This window comes from Chitinophaga sp. ARDCPP14 (assembly GCF_051362515.1).
In the GTDB taxonomy this organism is placed as follows: domain Bacteria; phylum Bacteroidota; class Bacteroidia; order Chitinophagales; family Chitinophagaceae; genus Chitinophaga.
In genome coordinates, this window is record NZ_JBKIXB010000010.1 from 87,300 (window position 1) to 103,663 (window position 16,364).

Annotated in this window: 15 protein-coding genes; 5 read left to right on the top strand and 10 right to left on the bottom strand. The window is 47.1% G+C overall.

The window, feature by feature from the left end:
• Window positions 1-10 precede the first annotated feature (10 nt).
• On the top strand, window positions 11-1,642 hold the full coding sequence (locus ACLHR0_RS24460) for a RagB/SusD family nutrient uptake outer membrane protein (RefSeq protein ID WP_436490157.1): 1,632 nt from the start codon (window positions 11-13) through the stop codon (window positions 1,640-1,642).
• 105 nt (window positions 1,643-1,747) lie between these two features.
• Here the strand turns inward: ACLHR0_RS24460 and ACLHR0_RS24465 are convergent, their stop codons facing one another.
• Window positions 1,748-3,877 carry an alpha-ketoacid dehydrogenase subunit alpha/beta gene (locus ACLHR0_RS24465; protein ID WP_436490159.1) on the bottom strand — a complete coding sequence of 710 codons (2,130 nt, stop codon included), beginning with the start codon at window positions 3,875-3,877 and terminating at the stop codon, window positions 1,748-1,750.
• A 79-nt stretch (window positions 3,878-3,956) separates the two neighbouring features.
• Here ACLHR0_RS24465 and ACLHR0_RS24470 point away from each other — a divergent pair, with 79 nt between their 5' ends.
• Window positions 3,957-4,391 carry a MarR family winged helix-turn-helix transcriptional regulator gene (locus ACLHR0_RS24470; protein WP_370912527.1) on the top strand — a complete coding sequence of 145 codons (435 nt, stop codon included), beginning with the start codon at window positions 3,957-3,959 and terminating at the stop codon, window positions 4,389-4,391.
• A gap of 209 nt (window positions 4,392-4,600) precedes the next feature.
• Here the strand turns inward: ACLHR0_RS24470 and ACLHR0_RS24475 are convergent, their stop codons facing one another.
• The 4 genes from ACLHR0_RS24475 to ACLHR0_RS24490 all read right to left on the bottom strand — a co-directional run bounded on the left by ACLHR0_RS24475 (window position 4,601) and on the right by ACLHR0_RS24490 (window position 7,534).
• Window positions 4,601-5,212 (bottom strand): fumarylacetoacetate hydrolase family protein, encoded by a 612-nt coding sequence (locus ACLHR0_RS24475; RefSeq protein WP_370912528.1) that lies wholly within the window; start codon window positions 5,210-5,212, stop codon window positions 4,601-4,603.
• 53 nt (window positions 5,213-5,265) lie between these two features.
• The gene (gene pth / locus ACLHR0_RS24480; RefSeq protein ID WP_370912529.1) at window positions 5,266-5,847 is read right to left on the bottom strand and encodes an aminoacyl-tRNA hydrolase; all 582 of its coding nucleotides are present in this window, start codon (window positions 5,845-5,847) and stop codon (window positions 5,266-5,268) included.
• A gap of 87 nt (window positions 5,848-5,934) precedes the next feature.
• Window positions 5,935-6,525: a 50S ribosomal protein L25 gene (locus ACLHR0_RS24485; RefSeq protein ID WP_370912530.1), complete on the bottom strand. Its 591-nt coding sequence runs from the start codon at window positions 6,523-6,525 to the stop codon at window positions 5,935-5,937.
• Between the two features lie 40 nt (window positions 6,526-6,565).
• Entirely contained in the window at window positions 6,566-7,534 is a 969-nt protein-coding gene (locus tag ACLHR0_RS24490; protein WP_079470848.1) for a ribose-phosphate pyrophosphokinase, read from the bottom strand.
• A 279-nt stretch (window positions 7,535-7,813) separates the two neighbouring features.
• On the opposite strand from ACLHR0_RS24490, the gene radC reads away from it, so the two are divergent.
• Both radC and ACLHR0_RS24500 read left to right on the top strand, forming a co-directional pair.
• Window positions 7,814-8,521, top strand: a complete 708-nt coding sequence (gene radC, locus ACLHR0_RS24495; protein ID WP_429051358.1) for a RadC family protein — start codon at window positions 7,814-7,816, stop codon at window positions 8,519-8,521.
• Window positions 8,522-8,567: 46 nt separating this feature from the next.
• Window positions 8,568-9,554 (top strand): Gfo/Idh/MocA family protein, encoded by a 987-nt coding sequence (locus ACLHR0_RS24500; protein WP_429051360.1) that lies wholly within the window; start codon window positions 8,568-8,570, stop codon window positions 9,552-9,554.
• 143 nt (window positions 9,555-9,697) lie between these two features.
• Here the strand turns inward: ACLHR0_RS24500 and ACLHR0_RS24505 are convergent, their stop codons facing one another.
• From ACLHR0_RS24505 to ACLHR0_RS24520, 4 genes are all read right to left on the bottom strand, one after another.
• Window positions 9,698-10,375, bottom strand: a complete 678-nt coding sequence (locus tag ACLHR0_RS24505; RefSeq protein ID WP_436490165.1) for a 2-C-methyl-D-erythritol 4-phosphate cytidylyltransferase — start codon at window positions 10,373-10,375, stop codon at window positions 9,698-9,700.
• A gap of 67 nt (window positions 10,376-10,442) precedes the next feature.
• Window positions 10,443-11,492 carry a tRNA preQ1(34) S-adenosylmethionine ribosyltransferase-isomerase QueA gene (gene queA / locus ACLHR0_RS24510; protein WP_370912534.1) on the bottom strand — a complete coding sequence of 350 codons (1,050 nt, stop codon included), beginning with the start codon at window positions 11,490-11,492 and terminating at the stop codon, window positions 10,443-10,445.
• 98 nt (window positions 11,493-11,590) lie between these two features.
• Complete coding sequence (locus ACLHR0_RS24515) at window positions 11,591-13,339, bottom strand: ABC transporter ATP-binding protein (RefSeq protein ID WP_436490168.1); 1,749 nt, start codon at window positions 13,337-13,339, stop codon at window positions 11,591-11,593.
• 20 nt (window positions 13,340-13,359) lie between these two features.
• Window positions 13,360-14,130 carry an AMP nucleosidase gene (locus ACLHR0_RS24520; protein ID WP_370912536.1) on the bottom strand — a complete coding sequence of 257 codons (771 nt, stop codon included), beginning with the start codon at window positions 14,128-14,130 and terminating at the stop codon, window positions 13,360-13,362.
• A 93-nt stretch (window positions 14,131-14,223) separates the two neighbouring features.
• On the opposite strand from ACLHR0_RS24520, the gene ACLHR0_RS24525 reads away from it, so the two are divergent.
• Window positions 14,224-14,667 (top strand): type I restriction enzyme HsdR N-terminal domain-containing protein, encoded by a 444-nt coding sequence (locus tag ACLHR0_RS24525; protein WP_370912537.1) that lies wholly within the window; start codon window positions 14,224-14,226, stop codon window positions 14,665-14,667.
• 246 nt (window positions 14,668-14,913) lie between these two features.
• Here the strand turns inward: ACLHR0_RS24525 and ACLHR0_RS24530 are convergent, their stop codons facing one another.
• The gene (locus ACLHR0_RS24530) at window positions 14,914-16,332 is read right to left on the bottom strand and encodes a Glu/Leu/Phe/Val family dehydrogenase (protein ID WP_079470855.1); all 1,419 of its coding nucleotides are present in this window, start codon (window positions 16,330-16,332) and stop codon (window positions 14,914-14,916) included.
• Between the last annotated feature and the right edge of the window lie 32 nt (window positions 16,333-16,364).

Below are 16,364 nucleotides of genomic sequence, written 5' to 3' on the forward strand. Positions count from 1 at the left end.
ATTGTAACGTATGAAAAAAAATAAAGCATATATCAGCGCAGCCTTGCTGGCCCTCGGATTGAGCGCCTGTACCAAGCTCGATGAAAAACCATACAGCGAAATTATTTCAGATAATTTTTATCATAATAAAGAAGAAGTACTGTCTGCCGTACTGCGTCCGTTTACGCATGCCGGCGCATGGGCCGCTCCTACCGGTCAAACCGGCTACTGGCGCCTGCAGGAGCTTTCCGCCGATCAGCTGGCATGGCCGCAGAAAGGCAAACACGGTTATGATGGCGGCAACTGGATCCGCCTGCATAACCATACCTGGATTGCCAATGAAGACAATGCCTGGAACCCGTGGAGACTGATGTACTGGGGAATGGGGTTCTGTAACAATACACTGGTAGATCTGGCGGCTATGGACTTCACTAAAATTGGTATGACCAATGAAGACAAAGCCTCCTTTATTGCAGAAACAAAAGTGGTGCGCGCCTGGCATTACCTGAAACTGATGGACCTCTATGGTAACATTCCCATCGTAACAGAAGTAGGTACACCGGCATCTCCGGCTACCAAAACCCGCAAAGAAGTATTTGAGTTCGTTGAAAAAGAACTGAAAGAAAATGTGGAACTGCTGAAACCATTATCCGCAGACATGGTAGGCCGCGCCACCAAAGCGGGCGGCTATGCGATGCTGGTAGAGCTCTATCTCAACGCACAGGAATGGACAGGCACCCCACGCTGGGACGACTGTGTTAACTATTGCAATAAGATCATTGCAGGCGACGGCGGCTCCCTCAGCGGCGCTGTACCCGCACTGGAACCGGATATTTTCCGCGCTTTTGCCAACAACAACAATACCTCCCCGGAAGACCTATTCCAGCTCGCCTATGACCTGAGAGCCGGTAACTCCCGCTTCGGATGGCAAGGTGATTTTTGGCACTACCGTCAACGCCAGGTCTACAACGCCGACGTAGATGGAAACAATAGTATCGTTGTAGTTCCTACTGCTTATGATGCGTATAAAGACAATGACCTCCGCAAGCAAAAGTGGATGCTGATCGGACCACAGAAAAAAGATCCGGCACTACGCACCAGCGTTGCAGACAGTTTGGTACTCGGCACAGAGGAATACAATGGAAAACCGCTTGTATTTGTGAAAGAAATCCGCAGAAACACAGAAGGAGAAAGCGGCGCCGGTGGCATGACGCAGGGTGAAGAGAACAGCGGCGCACGTTTCGCAAAATATGTTCCCGGCACACAAAACGATCCTAACTACTGGGGCAACGACTTTGTATTATACCGTTTGACAGAAATTTATTTCAACAAGGCGGAAGCACTGATGAGAAAAAATAACGGCATCGCAACACAGGATGCAGTAGATCTTATCAACACCTGTAAAAAGCGTGCTTTCAAAGCGGAAGACTGGGCAGCAGAGGCTTATACCCCTACTACGCTCACCATGAATGAACTGCTTGCTGAAAGAGGCCGTGAGTTCATCTTTGAAGGTAAACGCCGTTCGGATCTGATCCGCTTTGGCAAATTTACCACCGCCACCTGGTGGGATCATCAGCCATCTGCTGATAAGTACAAGTTGTTCCCGATTCCTTTCAAACAAACAAGTATTAATCCTAACCTGGTTCAAAACCCTGGTTACTGATAAACTGGTTGGGTAAAGTAGTAAACGACTTTAACCTGGATGCGGAAAACCCAAAACGGCCGTCTCTTAATTGAGATGGCCGTTTTCAATTTAGTATCGTGATGGTCAATAGGCTAGCAGTTCGCTGATAGCAGCTGCTACTTTTGCAGGCGTGGGCAACATGGCTGCTTCCAGGCCGGTGTTAAGCGGCACTGCCGGCAAATCCAGCGCCCCCACCGTAAATACAGGAGCATCGAGGAACCGGAAGCATGTTTGCTGAATGCGTCCTGCCAATGCCTGTGCAAAAGAATTATTGAGTTGTTCTTCTGTAAGGATCAGGCATTTCCCATGTTGCTTCACCATGTCAAATACCAGTTCTTCATCCAATGGGAAAAGGGTGCGCAGGTCCACTATGGTTACCTGGCCAGGATAGGCCTTGGCAGCAGCTTTGGCCCAGTAAACGCCCATTCCGTAAGTAATTATGCAAAGCGCATTGCCCTGAGCAGTATCTTTTGGATGTGCGCGTTGTATTATATTTCCCTTCCCTAACGGCAGCAGGTAATCAGCTGCAGGTTCTATGGTCATGGCATCGAGTGTACCGGGTACTTTGCTCCAGTACAGTCCTTTATGCTCCAGCATCACTACCGGGTTGGGATCCAGGAATGCAGCTTTCATCAGTCCTTTCATATCGGCAGCATTGGAGGGATACACCACTTTGATTCCCTTAACGCTTAACAGTGTGGATTCCACACTGCCGGAATGATAAGGACCGCCACCGCCATAGGCGCCCACCGGAACGCGGATAAGGGTTTGTACGGGAAATTTACCATTGCTCAGGTAACACGACTTTGATATTTCTGTAACCAGTTGATTGAATCCAGGGTAGATATAATCGGCAAACTGTACTTCCACAATGGGTTTTACGCCTACGGCAGATAGACCTGCAGTAGCGCCAATAATGTACGCTTCCTGTATCGCGGTGTTATATACGCGGTGTGGTCCGAATTTTTCGCCCAGGGTGGCCGCTTCGCGGAACACGCCTCCCAACCTTACGCCTACATCCTGCCCAAATAAAATAGCTTCCGGATACTGCTGCATAATCTCTTCCACAGCGTGAAGGGCTGCATCTACCATTACTACTTTGGTCTTACCGGCTGGTGTGCGGGTACCACTTTCAGCTGTTACCGCAGCAGGCGCAAATACGTGCTCCTGCACCGTTTCCGGCAATGGTTCCGGGGCATGTACAGCCTTGTCAAATGCTGCCTCAATATCGGCCGCGGCAGTCTGCTCAATTTTGTCCAGCTCCTCCGGAGTAATGCCGTGTTTCAACAGCAGCGCTCTCATTTTAGGAACCGGATCATTGGCTGCATGCTTTTCCAGGTCTTCCGCGGAGCGGTACCATTCTTTTCGCACGCCGGAAGTATGATGTCCCAGCAGGGGTACATTTGCCTGTACCAGTATAGGCCGTCGTTCTTGTCTTACATAACTGATAGCGGTTTCCATCGCAGCATAGCTGGCGGTGAAGTCGCTGCCGTCTACCCGCATGCGTTCCAGGCCTTTAAACCCGGCAGCATATTCATATGCATCCATTGTTCTTACTTCTGCCGCCGTGGCGGAGATACCCCAATCGTTGTCCTGTACCAGGTAAATTACCGGCAGCTGTTTCAGAACGGCAAATTGCAGGGCTTCGCTCACCTCTCCTTCCGTTACGCTGCCATCTCCGAGTGAACAGATCACTACCGGCAATTCCCCATCCGGCCCTGTTTTCAGCAGGGGAGAATGTATTTGTTCCAGGTATTGCAGTCCCTGCGCCATGCCGGTGGTGGGGATCACCTGCATACCGGTGGCGCTGCTCTGGTGGGGTATCTGCGGTTTATCGGCCGCTCTGTTGTTAGGGTGACTGTAATAAGATCTTCCGGCGGAAAAAGGGTCTTCTCCTTTCGCCAGCAATTGGAGCATTAGTTCATAAGGGGTAAAACCGATGGCGAGCAACATGCTCTCATCCCGGTAATAGGGGCTTACAAAGTCCCACGGCCGCAATTGCAGTCCGGTGGCTATTTGTATGGCTTCATGTCCGCGGGAAGTAGAATGCACATATTTGCAGATTTGCCGGTTTGCCTCATAAATGGCGGCCATACTGCCGGCTTCACACATCAATCGCCAGGCTGTTAATAACTCCGCCCGTTCGCCGGCGTTACTACCCCTGTTGGAGGCCGGCGTTTTTAAAGTTGAAACGCTTGTGTTATCTTTAAACACAGTAAGACTGTTTTGGTGATGATGGTAATTTAAAAACAATAGTTGCCATAGCAACAGTTGCTAATGCAAATTAATTAATATGCCTGATACTTTCGTCAGTAATCCCTCTTTTTTTAAGTTGGATGCTACGCTCAAAAAATTGCGCAACTATTGGCAAAAAACGTTTGATGCCCAACAGAAGGACATTACAGTGGATCAGTGGTTGCTGATTGAGAACCTGTATAAACACAAAAAAACTACCCATAACGAGCTGGCCCGTAATACCTCAAAGGATATTACCACCATTTCCCGCATCATTGAGCTGCTGGTAAAAAAAGGGCTGGTAAAAAGGGAGGCCGATGTGTACGATCGCCGGAAGGTATATTTACAGCTCACCCCGGACGGAGTGGAAAAATATAAAGATGTAAAGTCGCTGGTATACGATATGCGTAAAATTGGCTGGAAAACGCTGACAGAAACGGATTATGCCGAGTTAACCCGGATCCTGGACACGATTTATGCAAATATTCCGTAGCGTAGGTTGTCTTTCTCAGGATTACGCTGATTTTACTGATTAGCTGGATTTTTACTTTTGGATTTTTTTTGATTTTTAGATTTAATAATAATTATGGGAGATAAGAGCGAATATATCCGCTTCTATCTCCCATAATCCTTTATAAAATCCAAAAGTAAAAATCCAGCTAATCAGCAAAATCAGCGTAATCCTGAGAAAGACAACCTACGCTATCTAACAGAGAATTCCAGCAGGCTGTCGTTTTCAATAAATGCCTCGAAGTCGTCTCCGATTTCCGTTGGTCCTACGCCGGCGGGGGTGCCTGTAAAAATGAGGTCGCCTATGTTCAGGGTAAAGAAGCGGGAAATATAGGCTACCAGGAAATCGAAGGAGAACAAAAGATCCTGTGTATTACCGGATTGCGCCAATGCCTTGTTTTTATACAGGCAGAAATTGATATCTTTTTTATCCATTTCCGGGGTAATAGGGATGAAATTACCCACCACTGCGGAATTATCGAAAGCTTTGGCTATTTCCCAGGGTAATCCTTTCGCTTTTTGCTTATCCTGCAAATCCCGGGCGGTAAAATCGATACCTACGGAGATATGATCGTAGTACTTATCTGCAAATTTTTCCTGGATATGTTTACCGTTTTTACTCACCCTGAGTACCAGTTCGCATTCGTAGTGCAGGTTGGTAGTAAATTCCGGGTAATAGAACGGGTGCCCGTTTTGCAGCAACGCATTCTTTGGTTTCATAAATAACACCGGTTCTGTGGGCACTTCATTCTTCAACTCCCTGGCATGGTCGGCATAATTCCTGCCTACGCAAATAATTTTCATAATGCGTTTGTTTTAAAGTATAAAAAAAGCAGATAGGAACCAGATGAACAAATTTATTTCACAGACGGGAAGGTCAGTTTATTACTGTCGTTCATAGTACGGGCAATGCCGATACTGGCAAAACTTTCAATGATATCCGAACATTTCCATATTTTCTCTTCTACAATCCGTTCTTCTGTATTTTTCCATTTACTGAGTACAAATTCCACCTGGCGGCCCTTGGGATAATTATTACCTACCCCGAAACGCAGGCGGGGATACTGGTTGGTACCCAGGGATTCCTGGATACTTTTCAGGCCGTTATGCCCGGCATCACTGCCGCCGGGGCGTAAGCGGAGCACATCCAGCGGAAGGGCCAGGTCGTCGAGGATCACAAGCAGGTTTTCCACGGGTATCTTTTCCTTGTCCAGCCAGTATTTGATAGCCTTACCGCTCAGGTTCATGTAAGTGGTGGGCTTAATAACAATAAACGTTTTCCCTTTCCATTTACATTCCGCCACATCAGCGAGCCGGTCGTTCCGGAAGGAGGCTTTATGCCTGGCAACAAAATCATCTACCACATCAAAACCTATATTATGACGGGTATGCCGGTATTCCTCGCCGATATTGCCTAATCCTGCTATTAAGTATTTCATACGGGTCGTTTTCGTACCTGGAGATTTCCAAAATTAAAAAGCCCCTCTAAAAGTAGAGAGGCTTTTTGGAAAAATATATCTAAAAGATTATTTCTTTTTAGCATCTTTTTCAGCAGTTGCTTCTTCCTGACGCAGCTGACGGGTCATTACCACAGAAGCGATTGGAATACGCGGAGAGTTGGTGATTTCAACACCTTCAATTTTCACGTCTTCTACACGGATGTTCGCGTTCAGTTCCAGGTTATCGATGTTAACTTCGATATTTTCAACCAGGTGCTTAGGTAAAGCTTTTACTTTCAGCGCTTTCAGTTTGCTAACCAGTTTACCGCCGGCTTTAACACCTGCAGAAGAACCAACCAGTTTAATTGGAATGGTAACAGCAACCTGTTTGTCTTCTACCAGTTCCATGAAATCGATGTGAGCAAGTGCATCAGTAACTACATCAAACTGCATATCTTTCAATACGCATCTGTAAGTTTTAGCACCCAGTTTAATTTCTGCAATCTGGAAAGCTGCAGTGTAAACCAGTGTTTTGAATGCTTTGGCAGGAGCTGAAAAATTAACAGTTTCTGCACCCCCGTAAATAACGCAAGGCACTTGTTCCTCAGAACGGATCTGGCGGGTGGCTTTTTTGCCGAATTCGCTCCTGAGTTGTCCTTCGATGGTTATTGTGTTCATTGTTTAGACAATTTATATTGATTATTAAAATACTATGTTATCAATCTCCCCGGCGGTGACTGTGAATAAACAGGCTGGTGATTGATTTGTTTTCGTGCATGTTACGGATGGCTACCGCAAAAAGCTCTGCAACAGATATCACCTTGATCTTGGAACCGGCTCCCTGTGGTTTGATAGGAATGGTATCACATACCACTATCTCCTGCAGTACTGATTTTTCGATATTTTCGTACGCATTTCCGCTGAAAACGGGATGGGTACAAAAAGCACGTACACTCCGGGCGCCTTTTTCCATTAACAGGTTGGCGGCTTTTGAAAGTGTGCCTGCAGTATCGCAGATATCATCAATGAGCACAATGTCCCTGTTTGTCACATCTCCTATCACTACCATTGATGCTATTTCATTGGCTCGTTTACGATGTTTGTCGCAAATAACCATTTCAGCATTAAAGTAAGACGCTACTTCACGTACCCTATTGGTACTTCCTACGTCAGGGGACGCAAAGGTAAGATTTTCCAGCTTTAAATTCTCTATATAAGGAATAAAAATAGCTGAACTATCAAGATGATCTACCGGGATATCAAAGAACCCCTGGATCTGAGGTGCATGCAAGTCCATGGTTATCACCCTGTTAGCCCCTGCAGAAGTAAGCAGATTGGCCACCAGTTTAGAGCCGATAGCCACGCGGGGCTTATCTTTTCTGTCCTGGCGGGCGTATCCGAAATAAGGAATTACTGCGGTGATATAGCCGGCGGAAGCCCGCTTGGCAGCATCAATCATCAACAGCAGCTCCAGCAGGTTGTCTGAAGGCGCACTGGTTCCCTGAATCAGGAAAACATAGTCACCCCGGATACTTTCCAGGAAAACAGGCTGGATTTCCCCATCGCTGAATTTCTGAATCTTTACTTTGCCAAGACCGCCATTAAGACCCTTGCCATATTTCTTGGCAATTTTCTCGGCCAAGGCCGGATTACTGTTGCCTGTGAAAATTTTTACTGAAGGTTGCATACTAGATACTAGTGGAAAAGAGGTTGCAAAACTAGGATTTTTTGGGAGTACCCGCCTGATTTTTTTTGAAATACAAATTATATAGCTGTTAAAAACCAGCTATAATTATCACATTATCATAACGTTTTAAGAGATAATAGGTCCCGAAAAATTCCTATAACGATCGGTACCGAATATAACGATTTTATAACGATCCACTGGTAAAAGGAAAAGAAAAATGTGGTTGGAAGAACAGGTGTGTCATGATAGGTTCGTATATTTGGATAAATGGAATAAGTCATGTTTGTTGATGTTAACCCGGCTCCCCACCTGGCTATTCATAAATGGCCGGATAATGAAAAGCCAAGAGAAAAACTGATCAATATAGGCCCCACTGCGCTAAGCGATGCAGAGTTACTGGCAATCCTGTTGCATACAGGGCATAAAAGCAAATCCGCCCTTGAGCTGGCAAAGGAAATCCTCCGCCTGGCCAATAACAACCTCTCCGAACTGGGAAAAATAAACGTAAAAAAGCTGCAAAAAATCCGGGGAGTGGGTTATGCCAAGGCTGTTACCATACTGGCCGCTATGGAGCTGGCCCGCAGGCGGCAAGCCGGCACCATCCATAAAAAAACAGTGATCAACAACGGATCGGATGCAGCCATGTTTTTCAAGCCCATGCTTGCAGACCAGCCCTATGAAACCTTCCATGTCCTGTTCCTCAGCCACGCCAACAAAGTGCTTCATTACCGCCACCTCAGTACCGGCGGCATCACCAGCACTGTCGTGGATCCCCGCATTATTTTCCGGGAAGCACTGGATACAGGCGCCACCAAGTTATTACTCTGCCATAACCATCCTTCCGGCAGCCTCCGCCCCAGCCAGGCCGATCTCCGGATTACCAGCCGCATAAAAGATATGGGAATGCTCTTCGATATCCAGGTAATGGATCATATCATTGTATCCGAAACCGGGTATTACAGCCTCGCGGAAGAAGGGATGATATAAATCCCGAAATGTGTTTTACTTTCGCACATATTTATTCATTTTCCATATGCTCAAAATAGGACTCTTCGGCGTAGGACATTTAGGTAAGATACACCTCTCTCAACTGGCCACTATGAAAGACGTAGAAGTGGTAGGCTTCTATGATCCCAACAATGCAAATGCAGCCAGCATCTCCGAGCAATATAATATTCAGCGGTATACAACCGCGGAAGAACTGATACAGTCGGTAGACGCCATTGATATTGTGGCGCCAACCACCCTGCACTTCAAATTATGCGAACTGGCCATCCGCAACGGCAAACACATATTCGTGGAAAAACCCATGACCAACACCATGGACGAAGCCAAAACACTGGTTAAACTGGTGGAAGAAGCGAATATAAAATTCCAGGTAGGCCACGTGGAAAGATTCAATCCCGCTTATCTCGCACTCCGGGGATATGATCTCAAACCCATGTTCATTGAAGTACACCGCCTCGCAGAATTCAATCCCCGCGGTACAGACGTAAGCGTTATCCTCGACCTGATGATCCACGACATCGACATCGTGCTGAGCATCGTGAAATCTACCGTGAGCCGCATCTCCGCCAGCGGAGTTGCTGTTATGAGCGACACCCCGGATATCGCCAACGTACGCATCGAATTCCATAATGGCTGCGTAGCCAATCTCACTTCCAGCCGTATCTCCCTGAAAAAGATGCGCAAAATGCGCCTCTTCCAGAAAGATGCTTACATCGGCATCGATTTCCTCGATAAAAAAACAGAGATCATCAAACTCAAAACACCGGAAGACGAAGGCTTGTTTACCCTGGATATTGAAACCAACAGCGGCAGAAAAACAATCGCCATCGATAACCCGGAAATAAAACAATCCAATGCCATCCGTATGGAACTGGAAATGTTCCGCGACAGCATCCTGCAAAATAAACCGGTTGCCGTAAATGCGATCGACGGCCTGCAGGCAATGGATGTAGCCCACCAGATCCTCGCAAAAATAAATAAAGGCCTGTCTGAAACGGCCTCCGCTAAATAGTTATGCTGGTAACCCGGCGCAGGTAATTATGCCGGCAGTGATACACTTACCAATCGCCGGGTTACTGCATTCGTCGTTTTTGTCAATACTGCAAAAGCAGCAGGCTTTACCGGCAGGTAACGTTATCTCCTATAACAGGCACTTTAGCTGCGCTCTTTCAGCAACACTTCTGCAATAGCAAGATCAAGCGGTTTCGTAATTTTAATATTGGACTCTTCTCCCGGCAGCAGATGCACAGGATACCCCAGCCGTTCCACTACGGTGGCTTCATCCGTAAACAACGGATCATAGGGCAGTTCAAAGGCAGGCAGGATCAACTCCGAAAGAAATGTTTGCGGCGTCTGGATAATCCTGAAACGGTCGCGGTCCACAGCAGCATTGCTGCCGCCTGATATCTCCCGGATACTGTCTTTCATATCAATCACCGGGATAGCGCTACCATGGATAAGTGCGGCTTCATAACAGGCACGGATCAACGTAGTAGATACCAGCGGGCGCACCCCATCGTGTACAAATACCACCGACGGGTGTTTTACCTGCTGCAATCCATTCTGTACAGAATGAAAGCGGGTATTTCCTCCTTTTATAATGGTGATGTCCGGCAGTTTATCAAAAGCCTGCAGGATGTGGTTGGCGAAAGTAAAATGAGCTTCAGGAAGCACCAGCACAATTTCCATATCCGGAAAGGCGGCCGAAAAAGCGGCAATAGTGTGGTACAATACAGGTTTACCGGACAGTTCCAGGAACTGTTTGGGAACAGCGCTCTGCATCCGGGTACCGGACCCGCCGGCAACTATGATAGCCACTTTTTTATATTCCATAAAAAAAGATCGGGGATTTTCTCATCCAGTTGGCTGAATAAGAAAATCCCCGAAAAGTGCTTTGTAATTAAACGATCAGCATGGCATCGCCATAGCTGAAGAAACGGTATTTCTCTTTAATCGCCTGCTGGTAAGCCTCCATGACCAGGTCATATCCTGCAAAAGCGCAGGTCATGATGAGCAGGCTGGTTTTAGGCAGGTGGAAGTTCGTTACCAATGAATTTGGAATAGCAAAATCATATGGCGGATGAATGAACGTATTCGTCCATCCTTCTGCTGCTTTCAGATGGTTTTGCGCAGTTACGGAAGATTCTACGGCACGCACAGAGGTAGTACCAATAGCGCAGATCTTGCGGTTTTCTTCTTTCGCTTTGTTTACCACTTTCACTGCGTGTTCTTCAATATGAAAATACTCCGCATCCATTTTGTGTTTGCTCAGGTCTTCCACTTCAATAGGGCGGAAAGTACCCAAACCCGTGTGCAGCGTTACTTCTGCAAACTTAACACCTTTAATTTCCAAACGTTTGATCAACTCACGGCTGAAGTGCAAACCTGCAGTAGGTGCAGCTACAGCGCCTTCGTACTTGGCATACACGGTCTGATAACGCTCTTTATCTTCGTCTTCCGGTTTGCGTTTGATATACTTAGGCAATGGCGTTTCTCCCAGCTGATCAAGCACCTGTTTGAACTCTTCATCATTACCTTCGAATAAAAAACGGATGGTACGGCCTCTTGAAGTAGTGTTATCAATTACCTCTGCTACCAACGTCTCGTCGTCGCCAAAATACAACTTGTTGCCTACGCGGATTTTACGTGCCGGGTCAACAATTACATCCCACAGGCGGTTTTGCTTGTTCAGCTCACGCAGCAGGAATACCTCAATTTTTGCTCCTGTTTTTTCTTTACGGCCATATAACCTTGCCGGAAATACCTTTGTATTGTTCACAATCATTACATCCTTGTCGTTGAAATAACCGAGGATGTCCTTGAATACTTTGTGCTCAATTTTGCCGGTATTACGATGTACCACCATTAAACGTGATTCATCTCTTGTCTTGGTAGGGTGCTGGGCGATCAGATTTAAAGGAAGATCGAATTTGAACTGTGATAGTTTCATATTACGGTATGAATAAATTTTAGAGGTGCAAAGTTATCAATTATTATCTACATCATCAAAAAATGATGTATAACGTATAATAACCAGATAATTATATATTATATTCCTTTAGGAATGGCTGCTATCAGTTGTTGCGTATACGGGTTTTCCGGATGGTTATACACCCTGTCGGCTGCGCCCTGTTCTACAATCTTTCCTTTCTGCATCACCATCATCCGGTCGCTGATAAACCTTACCACGGAAAGATCGTGTGAAATAAAAATACACGTAAAGCCCAGCTCTTCCCGTAAACGGATCAGCAGGTTCAGCACCTGCGCCTGCACACTTACATCCAGCGCAGCTACCGATTCATCACAGATGATAAAAGAGGGCTCCACCGCCAGGGCACGCGCTATCACAATCCGTTGCCGTTGACCGCCGGAAAATTCATGCGGATAACGGTTAAAATGTTCCGGCAGCAGATTCACCTTCTCCAGTAATTCCTGCACTTTTGCTTGCTGCTGCCGCTCCGTACCATACAAACCATGCACTTTCATTGGCTCCAGGATAGCGGCCCCAATGGTTTTCCGGGGATTCAACGATGCATATGGGTCCTGGAAAATCAGTTGCATATCCTTCCGCAGCGCACGCATCCCGGTGGCCGACAAACTTCGTATATCCTGTCCTTTATAAATAATACTTCCGGCGGTTGGTGCTGCAAGTCTTAGCAGCGACCGGCCCAAAGTGGTTTTACCACAACCAGACTCGCCTACCAGCCCAAGCGTTTCACCGGTGATTACCCGGAAACTCACATCGTCTACGGCTTTGGCCCATTGCAGTACTTTACCCGTGATACTTCTTTTCACGGGAAACCACGTTTTCAGCTGATGCACCTCCAGCAGAGGTGGCGCGGCTGCCAGCTGTTGCTCCCGCTGCCGCAGCGCTGCGTCGGGGATTACCAGCGACTGCATCACATCCCGGATGGCGCCTGCTTTTTCGTGTATCTGTCCCCGTGAGTCCGTCTCCATAAAATCCCGGATCACGGGCAATCTCACCAAACGTTTATCCAGCGGGGGCCGGCAAGCCAGCAGTCCCTTTGTATACGGGTGTTGCGGATGCAGGAACACCTCTTTCACAGTTCCTTCTTCCACAATATTCCCTTTATACATCACCACTACCCTTTCCGCTATTTCAGCTACCACGCCTAAATCATGGGTAATAAAAATAACGCTCATCTCCATCTGCTGTTGCAGTTCCCGGAGTAGTTCCAGTATAGCTTTTTGCACGGTAACATCCAACGCTGTAGTGGGCTCATCGGCGATGAGCAGGCGGGGATGGCAGGAGATGGCCATCGCGATCATAACCCGTTGTTTTTGTCCGCCGGAAATTTCATGGGGATAACGGTCCATGATCGCTGCAGGATCAGGGAGTTTTACCTTTTGGAAGAGGGCGATCACTTCCTCGCGGGCGGCCTTGCGGCTTATGCCGGTATGCAACCGGATAGCTTCCGCCACCTGCTCTCCGCAGGTATGCAGCGGATTCAGCGCCGTCATGGGTTCCTGAAAAATCATGGCAATTTCGTTGCCGCGGTAGCTACGCATGGTAGCATCGGGCAACTGCAGCAGGTTTACTGCTGTTTCATCCGCAGCCTGGTAAAGGATCTTTCCACCGGAGATGGTACCAGGCATATCAATGAGTCGCATGAGCGAAAGGGCAGTAACGGATTTTCCGGAACCGGATTCTCCTACTACGCCTACAATTTCACCCTTTCCTATGGAAAGGGAAATCTGATTAACAGCTGTTGTTGTTGTTTGTCCGGACCTGAATGTTACCTCCAGGTCCTGTATCTCTACCCGCGTGGAAAGCATACCCGGAAGATACAACAATTCTAAAAACGCAGGTGCTTCACGGTCTGGTGACTTTCAATCAGCTTCTGTAAGGAGTCGATGCCTACTTTAAGATGGCGTTCCACAAATTTAGTGGTCACCTTTTTGTCGCTTTCTTCCGTTTTTACGCCTTCCGGCACCATCGGCTGATCAGATACCAGCAATAAAGCACCGGTAGGGATCTTGTTAAAGAAACCAACAGAAAAGATGGTGGCTGTTTCCATATCCACTGCCATTGCTCTTATCTTTTCCAGGTATTGTTTAAATGCGGCATCATGCTCCCATACACGCCTGTTGGTGGTATAGCAGGTGCCTGTCCAGTAATCGTAACCGGAATCACGGATCGTGGTGGAAATGGCTTTTTGCAAAGCAAATGCAGGCAGTGCGGGTACTTCCGGGGGGAAATAATCGTTGCTGGTACCTTCCCCGCGGATAGCGGCGATAGGCAGTATCAGGTCTCCGATGTTATTCTTCTTTTTTAATCCGCCGCATTTTCCGAGGAATAATACTGCTTTCGGGGAGATGGCAGATAACAGGTCCATTACGGTAGCAGCACCCGGACTTCCCATACCAAAGTTGATAATGGTAATATCACCTGCCGTAGCGCATTGCATAGGCCGGCCAACGCCAACGATTTCCACGTTGTTCCATTCGGCAAACATTGTTACGTAATTACTGAAGTTGGTGAGGAGGATGTGGGAGCCAAATTGATCCAGTTTCTCACCCGTGTAGCGGGGCAGCCAGTTAGCTACAATTTCGTCTTTTGTCTTCATAGCTTTTTGACAAGCAAATATAAGGTTTTGTTCGCTAACCTCAATATTATCCTAATGTAACTATCTTCGCAACGGTATTAAATCAGTTATATCTTGATCGCGATCAGCTTCCCTCCACCCGATTTCAAAATTATGAAAGAAGGCAGCAAAGAACTCATCTTTGACCGCTTCCGTAAAAAATATGTGGTACTCACACCGGAAGAGTGGGTACGGCAAAATTTCCTGAACTACCTGGTGAAAGTGCTGAATTACCCGGCATCCCTGATAGGTATTGAAAAGGAAATTTTTCTGGGAGAGATGAAGAAGCGATTCGACATCGTGATCTACAACCGTGCAACACAACCCTGGATGCTGGTGGAATGCAAAGAAATGAATGTACCGCTCACCGAGCACACCATGCAGCAGGTGATCCGCTATAACATGGTAATTCCCGCCACCTACCTGGTGATCACCAACGGCCTGAACACCTTCTGCGGCAATTACGTGGCGGCCGAAAATAAATGGCGGTTCCTGCGCGAGTTGCCGGGGTTTGCTTAGCGCGCCTTCGGCGCGGGAAATTGTCTTGGAGCAGGATTACGCTGATTATACTGATTAGCTTGATTTTGATTTTGTTTGATTTTATAAAGGATTAAGGGAGATAGAAGCGGATATTTTCGCTTTTATCTCCCTTAACTATTATAATTAATCAAAAAAAAATCCAAAAAATCCAAATCAAGCTAATCAGTATAATCAGCGTAATCCTGCTCCAAGACAATTTCCCGCGCCGAAGGCGCGCTACGCGCATCAAGGGAAAATGCCCAGTTGCTCGTAAGCCGCACCTACTTTGTTAATGGCTACTACGTAAGCGGCTGTACGCATATCATGGATCTGCGGGTTTGCCATCATTACGTCGCGTACTTCGTGGAGTGCAGCGTGCATGGTTTCTTCCAGGCCGGAATATACCAGGTCTACTTCATCCGCACCATGGGCAATGAATTTTCTTTCTTTATCAGAAACAGTTTTGCCGGTCAGCTCTTCGATGGTTTGCAGGATATGAATGTTCATATTTTCATCGAAGCGTTTGCCCAAACGGCCGTAACGCACGTGGCTGAGGTTTTTCAGCCATTCGAAATAAGAAACGGTTACACCGCCGGCGTTCAGGAACATATCCGGCACCACGATCACGCCTTTCTTATTCAGGATTTCATCCGCTTCCGGTGTTAAAGGACCATTGGCAGCTTCACCGATGATCTTTGCTTTAACGTTGGGAGCATTGTGTTTATCAATTACATTTTCCAGGGCAGCAGGAATCAGGATTTCACAATCCAGTTCCAGGCCATCTGTATTTTTATTGAGGTTGGTAGCACCGGCGAAGTTTACGATAGAACCGGTGGCTTTTTTGTGCATCAGTACTTCATCAGGATTCATACCCTGTTCGTTATAGATGGCGCCATCCCACTCGATCAGGCAGATTACTTTGGCGCCTGCTTCATGGAAGTATTTAGCAGCGTGGTAACCCACGTTACCCATTCCCTGTACAATCACTCTTTTTCCTTCGATGCCGGTAGTAAGACCAAGGCGGTCCATGTCTTCCTTGATGTTACACAGTTCGCGTAAACCGTAGAACACACCTAAACCGGTTGCTTCTGTACGACCGCGCACACCGCCCTGTGATACAGGTTTACCGGTAACGCAACCGTAGCCGTCAATTTCTCCCGGGCGCAGGCTCATGTAAGTATCCAGGATCCAGCTCATTTCTCTTTCACCGGTACCGTAATCAGGAGCAGGAACATCTGTACCTGGTCCGATAAAGTTTTTCTTTACCAGTTCCGCAGTATAACGACGGGTAATCGCTTCCAGCTGAAAGGGCGTATAGTTGCGGGGGTTGATTTTCAAACCACCTTTGGCACCACCAAACGGCACGTTCACAATGGCGCATTTGTAGGTCATCAGGGATGCCAGGGCCATTACTTCGTCCTGGTTTACTTCATCGCTGAAGCGGATACCACCTTTGCAGGGAAGTTTATGATGTGAATGTTGTACGCGGTAAGCTTCAATCACCTGTACAGAATCGCCTATTCTCACCGGGAATTTAATCTGGTAAACGGCGTTGCAGGCCTTGATCTGCTCCAGGATACCTTTGTCCCATTTAGTGAATGCAGCTGCTTTGTCGAAGCTTTTCTCCACACTCTGGAAGAAGCTATAATGCTGATCTTGCGACATAAATTATTGTTTTGGTATAACGATTAGATTTT